This is a genomic window from Hymenobacter qilianensis, assembly GCF_014489555.1.
Taxonomy (GTDB): Bacteria; Bacteroidota; Bacteroidia; order Cytophagales; family Hymenobacteraceae; genus Hymenobacter; species Hymenobacter qilianensis.
Map to the genome: position 1 here is coordinate 4,533,548 of NZ_CP060784.1, position 16,662 is coordinate 4,550,209.

Genomic DNA, 16,662 nt, shown 5'->3' on the forward strand with positions numbered 1-16,662 from the left:
TTTCATTATTTATTATGAGCCGTCTTCTACCCCGGCAGTATCATCTGCTTCTGCTTGTTAGCCTGCTGAGTTTTAGTGCTAGCGCGTTTGCCCAAAAGAACAAGCCAATGCCGGGGTATGTGGTCACGATGGGGGGCGATACGCTGCGGGGGGCAATTGTTCCGGCTCCAAGGCTCACGCAGCAGTATCGGGTGGAGTTTATTCTGCTACAGGGCCACCAACGCCTTTTTTTGGATGGCTATCAGCTGGCCTCCTTCACTTACTATGTAGACCTGGATACTATACGCTACGTTTCGCTCCTCTTTGCCCAGAAGGGCTCAGATACGCCCTGCCGGGGTTTCTTGCAGCAGGTGGTAGCGGGGGAAGCGCAGCTATATTATTACAGTTTCAATCTTGGTCAGGGAGGAGCGCCTTTCAGCAGTGGTGGCTTGCTCAGTACTGGGCACCGCAATTCTACTGGCCCCAGCCGCGTAAGTGCCTATGCCAACTCCCTGATTAATAACAGTCAATCCAGCCCTCCTGTCACTCCGAGGAAAAACGCGAAATATCCCGCGTTCGGGCCGTTGAGTAAGCGCGGAATGTACTACCCCGACAACACCCTCGTCATTTATCGCCCGGATAGGAAGCGGCTAGAAGACGTCTATGGCTGGAGATTCCCGAAGGATGCTGCTGTTTATTTTGCCGATTTCCCCGACCTAGTCGCCGATCTGAAATCAGGCCAGTACCGGCAGCGCGACATCCCGCAAATCGTACGTCGCTACAACACCTGGCATCAGGCGCAGAATCCAAAGCCTTAATCAGGCGATATAGCTTACTTTCGGTACTTGTACCTGTTCCATTCTGCCTATGGAAGCTGATGTTATTGTCATTGGTGCCGGCTTGGCGGGCCTGGTAGCCGCTGCCGAGTTGGCCGACGCGAATAAGCGCGTGCTACTGCTAGACCAGGAGCCCGAGCAAAGTCTGGGCGGGCAGGCTTTCTGGTCGCTGGGGGCATTTTTCTGGTCAACTCACCTGAGCAGCGCCGCCTCGGCATCCGCGATTCGCACGCCCTGGCCCTGGAAGACTGGCTCGGCACCGCCGCCTTCGACCGCCCCGAGGACAAGTGGCCCCGGCGCTGGGCCGAGGCTTACGTAGACTTTGCGGCCGGCGAGAAGCGCTCCTGGCTGTACCAGCAGGGCATGCGCTTTTTTCCGGTAGTGGGCTGGGCTGAGCGCGGCGGCTATGGCGCCATCGGGCACGGCAATTCGGTTCCACGCTTCCACGTGACATGGGGCACCGGGCCGGGCGTGGTGGCGCCCTTTGAGCGCCGCGTGCGGGAAGCTGTAAAGCGCGGGCTGATTACCTTCAAGTTTCGCCATCGGGTAGAAGAGCTAATCGTGACAAATGGCGTTGTGAACGGCGTACTGGGCGAAATTTTGGAGCCCAGCGACGTGCTGCGTGGGCAGAAAAGCTCCCGTATAGCCGTGGGAGATTTCGCGTTTTATGCGCAGGCGGTTATCGTTACGTCGGGCGGTATTGGGGCCAATCATGCGTTGGTGCGGCAAAACTGGCCCACGCGCCTCGGCGAGCCGCCCAAAAGCATGCTATCGGGAGTGCCGGCCCACGTCGATGGCCTCATGCTGGGCATCAGCGCGGCGGCTGGGGGCATTTAATCAACCAGGACCGCATGTGGCACTACCCGGAAGGCATTCAGAACTGGAACTCTATCTGGCCCAACCACGGCATTCGCATTCTGCCTGGCCCGTCTTCCCTCTGGCTCAATGCCCACGGCAACCGCCTGCCCGTGCCCCTGTTCCCTGGCTTCGACTCGCTGGGCACCCTGCGCCACCTGCGCCAAACGGGCCACGACTACAGCTGGTTTGTGCTCACGCAACGTATTCTGCGCAAGGAGTTTGCCCTTTCCGGATCAGAGCAAAACCCTGATCTGACCAATAAAGACTGGCGCCAAACCCTAGGCCGCGCCTTCGGCAAAGCTGCGCCCGCCCCGTCGAAGCCTTCAAAAAGCACGGCGCCGACTTTGTGGTACGCGACAACCTGGCCGACCTCGTGCGGGCATGAACGCGCTGACCGAAGCGCCCCTGATCGATCTGGCTTCGCTGGAGCGCGAAATCCGGGCCCGCGACCGGCAGCTGGATAACCCCTTCAGCAAAGACAGCCAGATAACGGCTCTGCGCGGTGCTCGCAACTACCTGGGGGACAAACTTATCCGAACGGCCAAGCCTCACCGCCTCCTCGACCCCGCCGCTGGCCCGCTCATTGCCGTGCGCCTGCACATCATCACCCGCAAAACGCTGGGCGGCCTCGAAACCGACCTTTCCGGGCGGGTGCTGAATGAAGACGGCAACCCCGTGCGCGGCCTATATGCAGCGGGCGAGGTAGCGGGCTTTGGCGGCGGTGGCATGCACGGCTACCGCGCCCTGGAGGGCACTTTTCTGGGTGGCTGCCTCTTCTCGGGCCGCGTGGCCGGCCGCGCCGCGGCGCACGCCGTTATTTAGCCGCACCCTACAGTACAGGGAAGCTACCAACGAGGCGGCGTTTACATTTAGTTCGTTGGCACGTTCACGTAGCTGCCACTGCCTATATGAAACGCACACGCCTCTTATTGGCTGGCTTGGTTAGTCTGCTGCTGGCGGAAAGCACGGCCGCGCAACCGACCAAAACCAGCTTTAAATTCGATTTCGGATCGGGTAAAACCGCGCCGGGCTATCAGCAGATTCTGCCCTCTGCGCTTTACACGCCCGACCAAGGCTACGGCTTCGATTTCAACACCACCGTCAAGGCCGTCGACCGGGGCGGAAAAGATGCGCTGAAAAGCGATTTTGTTACCAGCGACAAGCCGTTTTATTTCTCCGTCGATCTGCCGGAGGGCAACTACAATGTGACCTTTACGCTGGGTGACGCCAAGGGACGCTCGTCTACGTCGGTGAAGGCGGAATCGCGCCGCTTGTTGCTGGAAAAGACGGAAACCGCGGCCGGCAAATTCAGCACGCACACGTTTACTATCAACATCAAAAGCCGAGAGATCCTGGGGGGCAATTCTGTGGCTTTAAAGCCGCGGGAGCTAACCAAGCTGGATTGGGATAACAAGCTGACGCTGGAATTTAACGGCGCTACTACCTGCCTGAGTTCTTTGGAAATAACGCCTGCACCTGACGCCGTAACGGTTTTTCTGGCCGGCAACTCCACCGTAGTCAATCAGGAGTACGAACCGTGGGCCTCATGGGGTCAGATGCTGCCGCGCTTTCTAAAGCCCGGTGTGGCCGTGGCCAATCACGCCGAATCGGGCCTAAGCTTGGGCAGCTTTCTGGGCTCGCGGCGCCTGGAAAAAGCACTGAGCATCATGAAGCCCGGCGACTACCTTTTCATTGAGTTTGGGCACAATGATCAGAAGGAAAAAGGCCCCCAGGATGGCGCCTACAACTCCTACACCGAGCGCCTGAAGCTGTTCGTAGCCGAAGCCAAAAAGAAGGGCGGAATTCCGGTTATTCTGACTTCTACCAGCCGCCGCTCGTTCGGCCCCGATGGCAAGATTGAGAACAGCCTCGGCGACTACCCCGAAGCCGCCCGCAACGTCGCCCGCGCCGAGAACGTGGCCCTCATCGACCTCACCGCCATGACCCAAACGCTCTACGAAACGATAGGTGTGGAAGAATCGAAAAAAGCCTTCGTGCATTACCCCGCCAATGCCTATCCGGGTCAGGCGCAGGCCCTGGCCGACAACACCCATTTCAGTCCGTATGGCGCCTACCAGATTGCCAAATGCGTGGCGGAGGGCATCAAGGCCAACAAGCTGGATTTGGTGAAGTTTCTGAGGAATGACACCCCGCCTTTTTCACCCACCAGACCAGATGCGCTGGCCTCTTGGCAATGGGCCGAAAGTCCGCGCACCGACACCATAAAACCTGATGGCAATTAGCATGATAAAACACGTTTTCTACTGCCTGCTTTTGCTTTCAATTTTGCCCCCCACATATGCGTTGGCGCAGCGCCGGCCGTCTGGCAGGCTGGCGGCTAAGCCGCTGTATCGTGACCCTACTTTCGACGGCGCCGCCGACCCTGTTGTGATCTGGAATAAGCAGCAGAAAAAGTGGTTTATGTTTTACACCAACCGCCGCGCCACCGACCCCGCTGCCGAAGGCGTAACCTGGGTGCACGGCACGCGCATCAGCATTGCCGAATCGGTGGATGGTGGCGCCACGTGGAGCTACCGCGATACGGCCAACATCAACTACCGCCCTACCCCGCAATACACGCACTGGGCGCCTGATGTCGTGGAGGACGCTCAGGGTGGTTACCATATGTTTCTGACCTATGTGCCGGGCATATTTACTGATTGGAACCACCCGCGCCATATTCTGCACCTCACCAGCTCCGATTTGCTGAACTGGAAGTACGAATCGACCCTGCCTCTCATTACCGATAAGGTGATTGATGCCAGCGTCTTTCGCCTCCCCGATGCCACATGGCGCATGTGGTATAACAACGAGCGCGACGGCAAATCTATCTACTACGCCGACAGCCCCGACCTGTACACGTGGCAGGATAAAGGTCTGGCCCTCAAGGAGCGCGGCGAAGGCCCCAAAGTGTTTCGCTGGCATGACCGCTACTGGATGATCATCGACAAGTGGAAGGGCTTAGGCGTGTACAGTTCCACCGACTTGCAGCAGTGGCAGCCGCAGGAAGAACGCCTCGTGGAGCTGCCCGGCAAAGGCCCGGAAGATCAGGCCATCGGCGGCCACCCCGACGTGGTAGTGCAGGGCGACCGAGCTTATTTGTTCTATTTCACCCATCCCGGCCGCACCGAAGGCACACCCTCCGCGGCCGCCACCATCGCCACCAAGCGCAGCCTGATACAAGTAGCCGAACTGCACTACATCAACGGCAAGCTCACCTGCGACCGGGACCAGCCCACTTATATTCAGCTAAAGCCCACCAAGCATTCCAAAAAACGATTGTAAAAAGCCCCCAGATGCCGCAATTTCTCTCCTCAAAAAACGCTAAGGCTTTCCTGCTTTTCGTTGGCTTTTTTCTGTACTCGAATATCTTTGCCCAACAGCCTTTACCCAAAGAACAGGCGCTGATATTTGCCTACTTCAAAGGCAACGGGCAGGATGGCCTCCACCTGGCTCACAGCCAGGATGGCTACACCTGGTCGGCGCTAAAAAAAGACAGCACCTTTCTGCGCCCCACCGTGGCCAAGGACAAGCTCATGCGCGACCCCTGCGTGATTCGGGGCAAGGATGGCCTGTTTCACATGGTCTGGACGGTGAGCTGGAACGATAAGGGCATCGGCTACGCCACCTCCAATGATCTGGTGAACTGGTCAGCGCAGCGGTTTATTCCGGTGATGCAGCACGAGGCGGAAGCGCGCAACTGCTGGGCTCCGGAAATCACATTGGACGAAAAAACCGGCACGTATTTAATCTATTGGGCTACCACCATCACCGGCAAATTTCCTGAAACCCAAAGCACCGCCGACAAAGCCTACAACCACCGCATTTACTACGTCACAACCAAGGACTTCAAAACTTTTACCGACACAAAGCTGCTATATGAGCCCGGCTTTAACTCCATCGACGCCACCATTCAGCGCGACGGCAAACGCTACATCATGATTTTGAAAGACGAAACTCGCGAGCCGGCCCAAAAGAAGCTTAAGGTGGCGTTCAGCAATAACCTGATTGGTCCTTACAGCAAAGCCTCTACTCCTATTACCGTCAAGTATTGGGCTGAAGGGCCTACCGCCATTAAACTAGGCAAGCAGTGGCTGGTGTATTTCGATAAATACACCGAGCACAAGTACGGCGCCGTCCGCTCCGATGACCTCCAAACCTGGACCGACGTTTCCGACCAAGTACGCTTTCCAACCGGTGCCCGCCACGGCACCGTGATTCAAGTGACGCAGAAGGAACTGGAGTTGCTGCTAAAACAGTAGATGTTGCAGTGCTAACGCAGAGGCGTTCATTTCATTAGTCGGCCGTCATGCAGAACGCAGTGAAGCATCTTGCGTGCTGACGCAGGATTACTATACGTCATGCTGAGCTTGCCGAAGCATCTCTCCCGCTTTGTTGCATCGATTTTGAGGCTAACTATTAGAGATGCTTCGGCAAGCTCAGCATGACCGCCTTTTTGGTTGATTTTACTATTCCAACGACTGCACGCGAAATGCTTCGCTACCCCTCTGCATGACGTTCTATTGTAGCATTTAGCCCGCTTTCTTTGCCAAATACTTCTGTAGGGGGCATTTTTTGAGGTCGCGTATTCCTTCGGCTACAACAGCAGCATTCAGTTTCGCGCCGGCCTCGATGGTATGCGTGTGGTCCTGGGCGTTGAAGTAGGTGGCACGCACTTTTTGCTCGCCCTCAGCGTCGTATTTATCGGCCACACGGCTATTTAAATCGATGTAAAAGGCGCCTCCTTGTTTGGCTGCTTCGGCGGCCCACCGCCCGTAGTCGGTGGAGGCACGCTTTACTTTGCCATCCTGCCACTGATTGCGCGGAATGAGGGAACACACAATGACTGTGGCACCTTTGGCCTTGGCTTCGGCAATGTACTGGCGCAAATACCAGCCGTAGCTGTGTACTACTTCCTGCTGCTTGGTGATGGGGTTATAAATCTCCTCGCTTTCGTCGCCGTTGCTGCGGATGGTGCCGCGGGCGCGGGCCGTGTCGGCCAGGGGGTTGTTGTCGTTGTGGCCGAATTGCATGATGACAAAGTCGCCGGGCTTGAGTTTGGCCTGCACATCGGCCCACAAGCCTTTGGTGCGAAACGTACGGCTGCTGGTGCCGCCCAAGGCTGCATTGCGGATAGCTAGGCGGGTTGTGTCGAAGTGTGCGGGCAAAAAAGCCCCCAACCCCAGAGGCCGCCGTCGCCATTGCCTTTGCCGTTTTTCACAGTCGAATCGCCAATCAAATACAAGGTGGGTTTTGGCCGCTCTTTGGGCAGAAAAGCCAGGGAGAAAAACAGGAAGAAAGCCAGCAGTATACCAAGTCCTTTGGGGGGCATTTTTGCGAAGAAACTATTCATGAAAGAGGAGGCTGACCGCGTGATTTTCATTGTTGCGGCGGGTGATAAATAATGCAGCATGTAGAGACGCATACTTGCGTCTAATCGTCGCTGATGTTGTTTAGTTGGCGCGGTTTCGGTCGTTCAACGATTAGACGCAAGTACGCGTCTCTACATCGTTCTAATTGCTAAGAGCTTATCGTTCGACCAGATAGCTGCGCAAAGGCAAACGCTTGATTTGCTTGATTCCGGCCACTACCGATTCGGCATTGATGCGGGCGCCGGCTTCGTTGGTGTGAGTGTGGTCGCCGGCGAACAATTTGGCTACTTCCTCCGGGCCCATCTTGTCGTATTTGTCGGCTGTGATGCTGTTCAGGTCGATGAATTGTACGCCTTCCTGCTGAGCTACTTCGGCAGCCCATTTGCCGAAATCCTGGTTGGCCCGCTTCACCTTGCCATCTTTCCACTGGTTGCGCGGAATCATGGAGGCCACGATGGGCGTGGCGCCTTTCGCTTTTGCCCCCCGAATAAAAGAGCGCAGATACCAGCCGTAGGTATGCACCGTTTCCTGGCGCCCATCGGGCCAGGTCAGGTCTTTGGTTTCTTCGCCCGTACCACGCAGTACGCCGCGCCGCCCGGCCTTGGTAGTATCGGGTTCACTGCCTTCGTTGTGGCCGAACTGCATGATGAGAAAGTCGCCGGGCCGCAGCAGCGAATCGACGCGGCGCCAGCGGCCTTCCGACACGAACGTGCGGGTGCTGCGCCCGGCCATGGCGTGGTTGGCAATAGTGATGCGGGTGGTGTCAAAAAAGCCCCCAGCTTGCTTCCCCAACCCATTTGCGGCAAGTGCGAGTTATTCACCGTGGAGTCGCCGATGAGGTAAAGCGTGGGCTTGGGTTTCGCCGAATGCACGAAGGCGGTAAGGCAGCAAAGCAGGACGAGCAGTACGAACGTGTTTCTCATAAAGGGCGGCATCAGGAAGCATACACAAGGAAAAGCTTCGCCCCGCCCAAACTCTCCTGTACTCTCCGTGCCCAGCCTGGGGCGAACAGCAAGCCGACAACTCCAACCAAGCGCCGTCAGCGCAACCATAAGCTGTTTTTGAGTGGCAATTGAGACAAACCTCAAGGCCTGAAAAGGCCAGACAAAGCCCACGGCAACAGTCAGAATACACTGATCATTAAAATATTATACGCAGGACACTGCAGGACACTTCCCGGTATTTTATAGATCACATTTGATAAGTACCAGGGCACCCATCTGGCGGGCTGGTATTTCCGACCTATACCCATTTTCACTTCCAACTCTATTTCTATGATTAGAAACTTACAATGGCTCAACCGCAATGTAGCCATGTGCGCGATGCTGACTGCATTGAGCACGCCCGTCGTGAGTATGGCGCAGGGCCCAAAAAAAGCCCCCCAGGCCGCGCAGCGGCAACTGGAGAAGCTCAATCGTGGCATTGTGGCGGTGAAGCTACCCGATGGCCAGGTGTTCGTGAGCTGGCGCCTTCTGGCAACCGACAACGCCAAAGTGGGATTCAATCTATTTCGCAAAGGCCCCGATGGCGAAGCGGTGAAACTAAACGCCAAACCCATCACCGAAAGCACCAACTGGGTAGACGCAACCGCTGCTTCGGCCCCCGATGCTACTTATTTCGTGCGCGCCGTGCGCAATGGCGGCCCTGACCACGGAGAGGAGTCGTCGAAACCGGAGCTGGCCACAGTTTGGCCCCAACAATACAAAACGCTGAAGCTGCAACGGCCCGCGGGCGGCACAAACGCGGGCGGCCCCTACACATATAGCCCCAACGACTGCTCGGTGGGCGACGTGGACGGTGATGGCACCTACGAGATTATTGTAAAGTGGGACCCCTCCAACGCGAAAGACAACTCGCAGAGCGGCTACACCGGCAACGTGTACCTCGATGCGTATAAGCTCGATGGCACCCAGCTGTGGCGCATTGATTTGGGCAAAAACATCCGGGCCGGCGCCCACTACACGCAGTTTATGGTGTACGATCTGGATGGCGACGGCAAGGCGGAAGTAGCCTGCAAAACTTCTGACGGCACCATCGACGGTCAGGGTAAGGTGTTGGGCGATGCCAACGCCGACTACCGCAACTCAGCCGGCTACATTCTGCGCGGCCCCGAATACCTGACCGTGTTCAATGGCCTCACGGGCGCCGCTTACCCAAGTGTGACCTACCTGCCCCAGCGCCACCCCACCAAGGGCGACAACCCAACAACTTCTGAGCTAAACGCTATTTGGGGCGACAATTACGGCAACCGCGTCGACCGCTTCCTGGGGCGGTGGCTTACCTCGACGGCGTAAACCCGAGCCTGGTGATGTGCCGGGGCTACTACACTCGGGCGGTGCTGGTAGCCTGGGATTTTAAGAATGGCCAACTCACCCAGCGCTGGACTTTCGATACGGAAGACCCAAGCGCGCCCGGCAATAAGGCGTACCGCGGCCAAGGCAATCACAACCTCAGCGTAGCCGATATAGACGCCGACGGCAAAGACGAAATCGTGTACGGCTCGTGCGCTATTGATGATAATGGCAAAGGAATCTACTCCACGGGTCGCGGCCACGGCGATGCGCTGCACGTGTCAGACATGGACCCCGACCGCCCCGGCTTGGAGGCTTATTCACCCCACGAAGACCAGAAAGCGTATGGCAGCGCCCCCGCCGATTTCCGCGACGCCCGCACCGGGCAGCTTATCTGGGGATGGCCTGGCCCTAATCAGGGTGACGTAGGCCGCGGCCTGGCCGCCGACATCGACCCGCGCTATAAGGGCTTCGAAGCCTGGGCTTCCAGAGGCGGTTTGGTTTCGGCCAAAGGCGAACAAATCACCACTTCCCGCCCCAGCATAAACTTCGCTATCTGGTGGGATGGCGACTTGTCGCGTGAGCTGCTGGACGGCACTTCCATTGACAAGTGGAACTATGAAACCAGCAAATCGGAGCGTATGCTTTCAGCCTCAACGTTCGGGGCGGCCCAGAACAACACTACAAAGGCCAATCCCGGCCTCTCCGCCGACCTGTTTGGCGACTGGCGGGAAGAGGTTATCTGGCGCAACGCAAACGATGAGGAGCTGCTGATTTTCACGACCACCATTCCAACTCAGTACCGCCTCACCACGCTCATGCACGACCCTCAGTATCGTCTGAGCATCGCCTGGCAGAACGTGGCTTACAACCAGCCACCGCACACGAGCTTCTACCTGGGCTCCGACATGGACATAGCAAGTGCAAGCCCAGCAGCCCCAAACAAGGTGAAAGGCAAGGCTACCGTCTATCCTAATCCTACTACCAACTCCTTCCGAATTGCTTCCAAGCACGACTTCACCTATGAAGTGTACAACGGCTTCGGGCAAGTGGTGGAGCAGGGCGAAGGCAAGCATGGAAAAGAAGTAGGCAGCAGTCTTCAGGCCGGCATGTACGTAGTGAAGGTGCATACCACCGAGGGCGTTGAATCCTTGCAAGTGTCAAAGGAATAAGCATTTAGTATTCCAGCGAAAAAGTCCCCCGACTGTAGAGTTGGGGGCTTTTTTTGTGCTTGCTGAGTGTGTGACTAAGGAGAGCCGACTCGCCATTGTGAGCGCATAAAATCCACCATCCGGCCGAAGCAGGATAGTACAGGTAGCAGGTAGCGGAAATCTGGCCTAAGTTGGCTTACCAAACGCCTCTTCTGCCCTTCTGAGCTACTGATTATGAAAACCAATCTGCTGACCTGGCTTACCTGTTTGACGCTGCTCTGGACCGGTGTTGCCACCGCCCAGGCGCCCACGCAAAAGCAGGTGCGCTACCTTTCCGGCACCGACAACACGCACACCGCCACCTGGGATTTTTACTGCACCGGCGGCCGAAAAAGCGGTTTTTGGACCAAGATTCAGGTCCCATCGTGCTGGGAGCAGCAGGGCTTCGGCAGCTACAACTACGGCCGCGACTACAAAACCTACGGCAAAAACTTCCGCTTCGCCGACGAGAAAGGTATGTACAAACACACCTTCCAGGTGCCCGCCGAGTGGCGCGACCGGGAGGTATTCATCGTGTTTGAGGGCTCGATGACGGACACGGAGGTAAAAATCAACGGGCAGTCTGCGGGCCCAATTCATCAGGGGGCTTTTTACCGCTTCAAGTACAACCTTTCCGACAAGCTGCAATTCGACAAGCCCAATGTGCTGGAAGTAACGGTGAGCAAAATGTCGGCCGACGCCTCCGTAAACAACGCCGAGCGCCTGGCCGACTACTGGATTTTCGGCGGCATTTTCCGGCCCGTTTATCTCGAAGCTTTTCCCAAGCAGTTCAGCCCCACCTCGCAATTGACGCCCGCGCCGACGGCTCGTTCAAGATGAACGTAGCCTTGAAAGGACTGCGCCAGGCCACCGATGTGCAGGCTGATATCGTAAATGCGCAAGGCGCTGTGGTAGGCACGGCGCGGGGCCGGGCCAATGCCCAGGACACGCTGATTCAATTGAAAACGACCGTCAGCAAGCCGCTGCTCTGGACCTCCGAAACCCCGAATATGTACCGCGTGAACGTGGCTATGCAGGCTGGGGGGCAAAATCTGTATCAGACCTCGGAGCGCTTCGGTTTTCGCACCATCGAGATTCGTCGTGGCAAGGGCGTGTATGTGAATGGCAAGCAGGTAAAATTCAAAGGCATCAACCGGCACAGTTGGTGGCCCGAAACCGGCCGCACGCTCAACGACTCCATTCACCTGATGGATGTGCAGCTGATGAAGGAAATGAACATGAACGCCGTGCGCATGTCGCACTACCCACCCGACGCTAAGTTCCTGGACCTCTGCGACTCGCTGGGCCTATACGTGCTCGATGAGCTGGCGGGCTGGCAGAAAGCCTACAGCACACCGGCCGGCGCTAAGCTGGTGCAGGAGATGGTGCAGAAGGACGTGAACCACCCCAGCATCATCTTCTGGAGTAACGGCAACGAGGGCGGCCACAACAAAGAACTGGACGATGACTACGGCCAGCACGACCTCTCCAACCGCCCCGTCATTCACGCCCACCATCGCCCAGGCAACCAGCACAACGGCATCGACTGCAACCATTACGAGAACTACTACAGCTCGCAGAAAATCCTGGCTGATTCGCTCATCTATATGCCCACGGAGTTTCTGCACGCCCAAGACGACGGCGGCGCGGCCGTGGGTCTGCACGACTTCTGGGAGCTGCACTGGGCTTCCCAACGCTCGGCGGGGGCTTTTTATGGGCCCTGGTGGATGAAGGCATCGTGCGCACGGATCAGCGCAATATCATCGACGTGAATGGCGTAAACGCCCCGACGGCGTGGTGGGTCCGCACCGCGAAAAGGAAGGCAGCTTCTATGCTATTCGCGAGATTTTCACCCCCATCAAGATTGATCTGAAAGAGCTGCCAAATAAGTTTAACAGTACGCTTGAAGTCGAAAACCGCTACCATTTCAACAACCTTAGCCAGTGCTTTTTTCAGTGGGAACTAGTGAATCATCGCCAGCCCGGCGAAACCTTTACTGGTTCGACTACCATGAAAAAAAGCCGCGTGGAAAGCCCCAAAATTGCCCCCTAGCGAAGGGCAAAATCAAACTCGGCTTACCCAAAGACTGGAAAAACTACGATGCCTTGGTACTCTCAGCTTTCGACCCACAAAAGAATCTGGTGTACAAGTGGACGTGGTCGACGGGGGGCAATAAACAGCTGCTCCGCAATGTGCTGACGCTCCAGGAAAAGGAAAAACAGCCTATTGAGACAACCGAAACCGACAGCACCCTCACGCTCAAAGCCAGCAATATCACCGTAACCTGGAATAAACAAAACGGCCACATCACGGGCCTGAAAGGCAACAGCGGCGACAAGCTTTCTTTCGGCAACGGCCCCGTTCTAGCGGCCGGTCAGGCCAAGTTTACCGGCCTGCGCCGCCGCACCGAATCCGACGGAGAAGTTATTGAAGCCAGCTACCAGGGCGACCTCAAAACGGTACGTTGGAAAATGTACGGCAGCGGCTGGCTTCAGCTCGATTATGAGTACGCCCTGCAAGGTGACTTTCCCTTCGCGGGCCTGAGCTTCACCTACCCCGAAAACTTCGTGATAAGCGCCAAATGGCTGGGCAAAGGCCCCTATCGTGTCTGGAAAAACCGCATGCAAGGTGTAAACACCGACGTCTGGGAAAACGCCTACAACAACACTCAAACGGGCGCCGCTCCTTGGATTTACCCTGAGTTCAAGGGCTACTTCGCCGACATTACCTGGCTGGAAATGAACACCGTAGAAGGCAAGTTCCTGGTCGCCAGCCCCGACAAAGGTCTGTTCGTGCGCCTCTTCGATTTCTACGGCCTTTCGGGCATAAAACCCAGCCCCGACCTGCCGGGGGGCAATTTATCCTTCCTCGATGCCATTCCACCCCTGGGCACCAAGCTAGCCCTGAACCTCGACACGAACACGAAAAACCTGGGTCCCAACAGCGAGATAAACCACCTCAACGGCTCCACCAAACGCACGCTGTATTTCTTCTTCGGCCTGCCCAAAACCACCGGCACGCCCCAACCCTACACAGTGCCCGCCAAAAACGATTTATTTTAGAAAGTAATAACCAGAACGTCATGCGTCGCTCCGCTCTGCATGACGGCCTAGTGAAGTTCTCCCCTACTTCAGCATCTCCATTTCTATGCTGGCCATAATAAGCGGCCCCACGCCTTTGAAATCGTTTTTCTGGATGGGCTCGCTCAGGTAATATTCGTAGCTGCCGTCGCGGTAAGGTTTGCCCCCCAGACCGCCCACGCTCACCGTGCCATTCAAAGTCACAAGTCCATCAGGTTCAGTTTGCACGAATTGCTTTAGAATGCCCTGATAGCCTTTGTCGGCCACTTTTTGGAAAGACTTATCTAAGTAGCCCAAGCGGGCGCCCTTGGCCAGCGCATATACAAACATGCAGGAAGCGGAAGCTTCTACGTAGTTGCCCGCGCGGCTACCTTGGTCCGAAACCTGCCACCACGCACCTGTTTTGGGATCCTGATACTTGGCTAATACCTGCGCCAAACGTTGCAAATATTTGATGAGTTTTGCCCGCTCCGGATGGTCTTTGGGAAAGTAATCGAGCACATCTACCAGCGCCATGGCGTACCAGCCCATACCGCGCCCCAGAAGTTAGGCGATAGGCCGGTTTGCTTGTTGGCCCACTGCTCCGTGCGGCTCTCATCGTATCCATGGTAAAGCAAGCCAGTCTTAGCATCAACGAGGTTTTTCTCGATTAGCGCAAACTGCTTAGCGACTTCGTCGAACCCTTTGGGCTGCTTGAACAGCTTACTGTATTCGGCGGAAAACGGCTCAGCCATGTATAAACCATCGAGCCACATCTGATTGGTATAGCGCTGCTTATGCCAGTAGCCGCCGGCCTTCGTGCGCGGCTGCGCATCCAGCTGCTGATGCAGGCGGTGAGCGGCTTTGCGGTACTTCTCCTGCTGTAAGCCCGGCTGCTGGCTCAGGGTAAGCAGGATGCGGCCCGTGTTGATGTTATCGAGGTTGAAGTCCTCGTACTTATAGCGCTGAATGGAGCCATCCTCGCCGATAGAATAGTCCATGATGCGCACGATGTAGTCGAGGTATTTCTTGTCGCCGGTGCGCTCCCACACGCGCTCAATGGCTTTTAGCATTAGCCCTTGCTCGTAGCCCCAGCGAGCCACTTTATTCTGCTCCAATCCCAGCGAATCGGGGTAGCGCTTGATAAACGAATCAGCCATGCGCTGCGACAGCGCAGCCGTTTTCTTTTGGGCAAAAACCGCTGGGCAGAGCAGCAGATATAACAGCAGAAACAGCAGGATTTTTTTCATATAGAATGCACGTCTGGGGGGCTTTTTTGCGGATTATCTAGCGCAGTAATTAGTTTGCTAACAATCAAAATTTGAACGTCATGCAGAGGCAAAGCCGAAGCATCTCGCGTGCTGATGTTGCCAAGCTAAACAACTAATCACGCGAGATGCTTCGCTTTCGCTCTGCATGACATTCTCTTTGGTCTTGATAGATAATTCTACCAAGCCTTTGGTCTTATTTTTTGGAAACGACTACCGCTTTTTTCTTCACGTTTTGACCGAATTCAACGCCTGTTTTGGCCTTCGAAACATCCGTATTTGTGAGGAGCACATTCTTCGCTTTATCGGCGCCTGATACGCGCAGCAGCACCGCTGCCTGGGGGGCAAATTTGATGTTATCGAGGGTGATATTCTGGCTGTTGTGCACTTCCATTACTGGGTCGGTTTTCTGCGTTAGCAGCGTCACGTTGCGCAACTGAATATTGTCGGCTTCGATACACACTAGGCCTTGCTGACTTTGCAGCACCGCGTTTTCAATGCTGATGTCTTTGATGCTCATTTCGGGCAGGCCGCGCACCATAATACCAGTTTTGGCGCCGTTGCAGGTCACGTTGCGGATCTGGATTTTACGAAACTGTGGCGTGCTTTCGTCCACTGGCTTGGCCGGCGAAACGGGCCGCTCCTTGGAGCCTGCTACCTGAGGCGTGGGATCTTTTATCATGTAGTACATGTCGAAGAGAATAGCCTCGCCGGGAATGTCTTTCATGTCCACATTTTCGATGAAGATATTCTCCACTACGCCGCCACGACCCCGCGTGGTTTTGAAGCGCAGGCCAATATCGGTGCCGATAAAGGTGAGGTTGGATACGTAGATGTTGCGCGCCCCACCCGACATCTCTGAGCCAATCACGAAGCCGCCGTGAGCCCGGTAAACTTTGCAGTTGCGAATGATAAAGTTCTCGGTGGGCATAGCCCGCGCCCGCCCCTGCTCATTGCGCCCCGATTTGATGCAGATGGCATCGTCGCCCACGTCAAAGGTGGAGCCTTCCACCAGCCCATTTTTGCAGGATTCCAGATCCAGCGCGTCGGTGTTGGGCGTGTAAGGGCCATTAAATACCGTCACGTTGCGCACAATTACGTCTTCGCTCATCATAGGGTGTAAGGTCCAGGCCGGCGAGTTCTGGAACGTCACGCCTTCCAGTAGCAGACGCTTGCAGTGGTCGAGCACCAGCATATCGGGTCGCAGATAATCCTTGATTTCCTCAAAATCCTTGATTTCTGATTTCTCCTCGCTCAGCACACCCGCTTCTTTGACCATCGTGCCTTTCAAGCTTTGCGGCGTCGGGTACCACCGATCCTGCTTCTCATTCAGCACGCCACCCGAGGCCACCAGCTGCTTCCACTCCGACTCCGTCGAGCGGCCTTTCTGCACCATGTACCACGCCTCGCCCGCACCATCGACAATGCCCTTACCGGTCACGGCTACATTTTCCAGGTTCTTGCCGTAAATCTGTGGCTGATTACGCACGGCGGCCAGACCTTCCCAGTTGGTTTTAATCAGCTTGTAGTCAGCCATCTTATCGCTGAACTGCACCAGCGCACCTGCTGCGATGTGCAGGTTCACGTTGCTGCGCAACTCAATGGGGCCCGTGCGCCAGTGCCCGCGCGGCACCAGCACCACGCCCCCACCCTTCTGCCCGCAGGCGTCAATGGCTTGCTGCAAGGCCGTAGTGTTGGAAGTTACCCCATCGGCCACAGCTCCGTACTTGGCAATCGAAAATGTATCCGCCCGGAAGGACGTGGTTTTGACGGGGGCAAATTGGACGTAAAAGAGGTTTGGCCAGAAGC

General features: G+C 56.4%; 13 protein-coding genes and 3 pseudogenes. 11 read left to right on the forward strand and 5 right to left on the reverse strand.

Annotation, left to right across the window (positions count from 1 at the left end; translation table 11 throughout):
• The first annotated feature begins 14 nt into the window (after nucleotides 1-14).
• The 6 genes and pseudogenes from H9L05_RS20515 to H9L05_RS20535 all read left to right on the forward strand — a co-directional run bounded on the left by H9L05_RS20515 (nucleotide 15) and on the right by H9L05_RS20535 (nucleotide 5,935).
• Nucleotides 15-797 (forward strand): hypothetical protein, encoded by a 783-nt coding sequence (locus tag H9L05_RS20515; RefSeq protein ID WP_187732471.1) that lies wholly within the window; start codon nucleotides 15-17, stop codon nucleotides 795-797.
• A 49-nt stretch (nucleotides 798-846) separates the two neighbouring features.
• Nucleotides 847-2,137: pseudogene (locus H9L05_RS20520) on the forward strand (FAD-binding dehydrogenase).
• Nucleotides 2,055-2,495, forward strand: coding sequence for an FAD-binding protein (locus H9L05_RS24310; protein ID WP_223284608.1), 441 nt, complete (start codon nucleotides 2,055-2,057; stop codon nucleotides 2,493-2,495). Before H9L05_RS20520 ends, H9L05_RS24310 begins: the two are co-directional and overlap by 83 nt.
• An 86-nt stretch (nucleotides 2,496-2,581) precedes the next feature.
• Nucleotides 2,582-3,916, forward strand: coding sequence for a rhamnogalacturonan acetylesterase (locus H9L05_RS20525; protein WP_187732472.1), 1,335 nt, complete (start codon nucleotides 2,582-2,584; stop codon nucleotides 3,914-3,916).
• A gap of 1 nt (nucleotide 3,917) precedes the next feature.
• Nucleotides 3,918-4,958, forward strand: coding sequence for a glycoside hydrolase family protein (locus H9L05_RS20530; protein ID WP_187732473.1), 1,041 nt, complete (start codon nucleotides 3,918-3,920; stop codon nucleotides 4,956-4,958).
• A gap of 11 nt (nucleotides 4,959-4,969) precedes the next feature.
• Nucleotides 4,970-5,935 carry a glycoside hydrolase family 43 protein gene (locus H9L05_RS20535; RefSeq protein ID WP_187732474.1) on the forward strand — a complete coding sequence of 322 codons (966 nt, stop codon included), beginning with the start codon at nucleotides 4,970-4,972 and terminating at the stop codon, nucleotides 5,933-5,935.
• Nucleotides 5,936-6,205: 270 nt separating this feature from the next.
• Here H9L05_RS20535 and H9L05_RS20540 read toward each other — a convergent pair whose 3' ends face one another.
• The 3 genes from H9L05_RS20540 to H9L05_RS20545 form a co-directional block, all read right to left on the reverse strand.
• Nucleotides 6,206-6,841: a GDSL-type esterase/lipase family protein gene (locus H9L05_RS20540; RefSeq protein ID WP_223284609.1), complete on the reverse strand. Its 636-nt coding sequence runs from the start codon at nucleotides 6,839-6,841 to the stop codon at nucleotides 6,206-6,208.
• Nucleotides 6,811-7,026, reverse strand: coding sequence for a hypothetical protein (locus H9L05_RS24315; RefSeq protein ID WP_223284610.1), 216 nt, complete (start codon nucleotides 7,024-7,026; stop codon nucleotides 6,811-6,813). The genes H9L05_RS20540 and H9L05_RS24315 overlap by 31 nt, the downstream gene beginning before the upstream one ends.
• A gap of 175 nt (nucleotides 7,027-7,201) precedes the next feature.
• Entirely contained in the window at nucleotides 7,202-7,837 is a 636-nt protein-coding gene (locus tag H9L05_RS20545) for a rhamnogalacturonan acetylesterase (RefSeq protein WP_223284611.1), read from the reverse strand.
• 499 nt (nucleotides 7,838-8,336) lie between these two features.
• Between H9L05_RS20545 and H9L05_RS27050 the strand changes: the two are divergent.
• The 5 genes and pseudogenes from H9L05_RS27050 to H9L05_RS24340 all read left to right on the forward strand — a co-directional run.
• A pseudogene (locus tag H9L05_RS27050) lies at nucleotides 8,337-10,505 on the forward strand (rhamnogalacturonan lyase family protein); the annotation flags it as partial.
• Between the two features lie 216 nt (nucleotides 10,506-10,721).
• A complete protein-coding gene (locus H9L05_RS24325) occupies nucleotides 10,722-11,366 on the forward strand; it encodes a sugar-binding domain-containing protein (RefSeq protein WP_223284612.1) in 645 nt (214 codons plus the stop codon).
• Complete coding sequence (locus H9L05_RS24330; RefSeq protein WP_262892584.1) at nucleotides 11,363-12,298, forward strand: glycoside hydrolase family 2 protein; 936 nt, start codon at nucleotides 11,363-11,365, stop codon at nucleotides 12,296-12,298. Before H9L05_RS24325 ends, H9L05_RS24330 begins: the two co-directional genes overlap by 4 nt.
• 22 nt (nucleotides 12,299-12,320) lie before the next feature.
• A complete protein-coding gene (locus H9L05_RS24335; protein ID WP_223284613.1) occupies nucleotides 12,321-12,578 on the forward strand; it encodes a DUF4981 domain-containing protein in 258 nt (85 codons plus the stop codon).
• Nucleotides 12,579-12,631: 53 nt separating this feature from the next.
• On the forward strand, nucleotides 12,632-13,588 hold the full coding sequence (locus H9L05_RS24340) for a beta-galactosidase small subunit-related protein (protein WP_223284614.1): 957 nt from the start codon (nucleotides 12,632-12,634) through the stop codon (nucleotides 13,586-13,588).
• A 63-nt stretch (nucleotides 13,589-13,651) separates the two neighbouring features.
• On the opposite strand, the pseudogene H9L05_RS27055 reads toward H9L05_RS24340, so the two are convergent.
• A pseudogene (locus H9L05_RS27055) lies at nucleotides 13,652-14,835 on the reverse strand (glycoside hydrolase family 88/105 protein).
• Between the two features lie 214 nt (nucleotides 14,836-15,049).
• Nucleotides 15,050-16,570 (reverse strand): glycoside hydrolase family 28 protein, encoded by a 1,521-nt coding sequence (locus H9L05_RS20565; protein ID WP_262892585.1) that lies wholly within the window; start codon nucleotides 16,568-16,570, stop codon nucleotides 15,050-15,052.
• Between the last annotated feature and the right edge of the window lie 92 nt (nucleotides 16,571-16,662).